The organism is Enterobacter sp. SECR19-1250 (assembly GCF_013391025.1).
In the GTDB taxonomy this organism is placed as follows: Bacteria; Pseudomonadota; Gammaproteobacteria; order Enterobacterales; family Enterobacteriaceae; genus Enterobacter; species Enterobacter cloacae.
Map to the genome: position 1 here is coordinate 1 of NZ_JACASJ010000312.1, position 445 is coordinate 445.

A 445-nucleotide genomic window follows, 5' to 3' on the forward strand; every position below is an offset into this window, starting at 1 on the left:
TGCGTGATCTGATCCTTCAACTCAGCAAAAGTTCGATTTATTCAACAAAGTCGCTTAGAACTAACAGTGCGTTCATATATAACAAGACCTCCTGAGCGGGCAGGTGAGAGAAAAGAGTTTAAAATTCACGTGCCTACAAAGAACGGTGCATTGTTGCTTAAGATTGAGAATCCTAAAGCGTCTGACAAAGATGCATTTTTAGATAGCAATTTAGTGACATGGATTAATAAGCGGCAATTTTTTGATGAACAAGAAGTTACATTAAAACGTTTTACTTTTGTGAACTTTGTTAATTATGCATTAAACGCACCAGTTTTAAGTTATATACAAAAGGATTTTCAGGAAAAGATTGATAAGCTAAAGGTAGATGGAGCTTTTTGTGTCGAGTTTTGATGTAGCCCCCTGAAACACCGGACAGTAGCTGTATCTCCAGATAAGAGATAGG

Annotated in this window: 1 protein-coding gene; it reads left to right on the forward strand. The window is 36.9% G+C overall.

Translation table 11 applies throughout. From position 1 onward, the window contains the following. Positions 1-66 precede the first annotated feature (66 nt). Positions 67-393 (forward strand): hypothetical protein, encoded by a 327-nt coding sequence (locus tag HX884_RS26775; protein ID WP_178329061.1) that lies wholly within the window; start codon positions 67-69, stop codon positions 391-393. Positions 394-445: the final 52 nt, after the last annotated feature.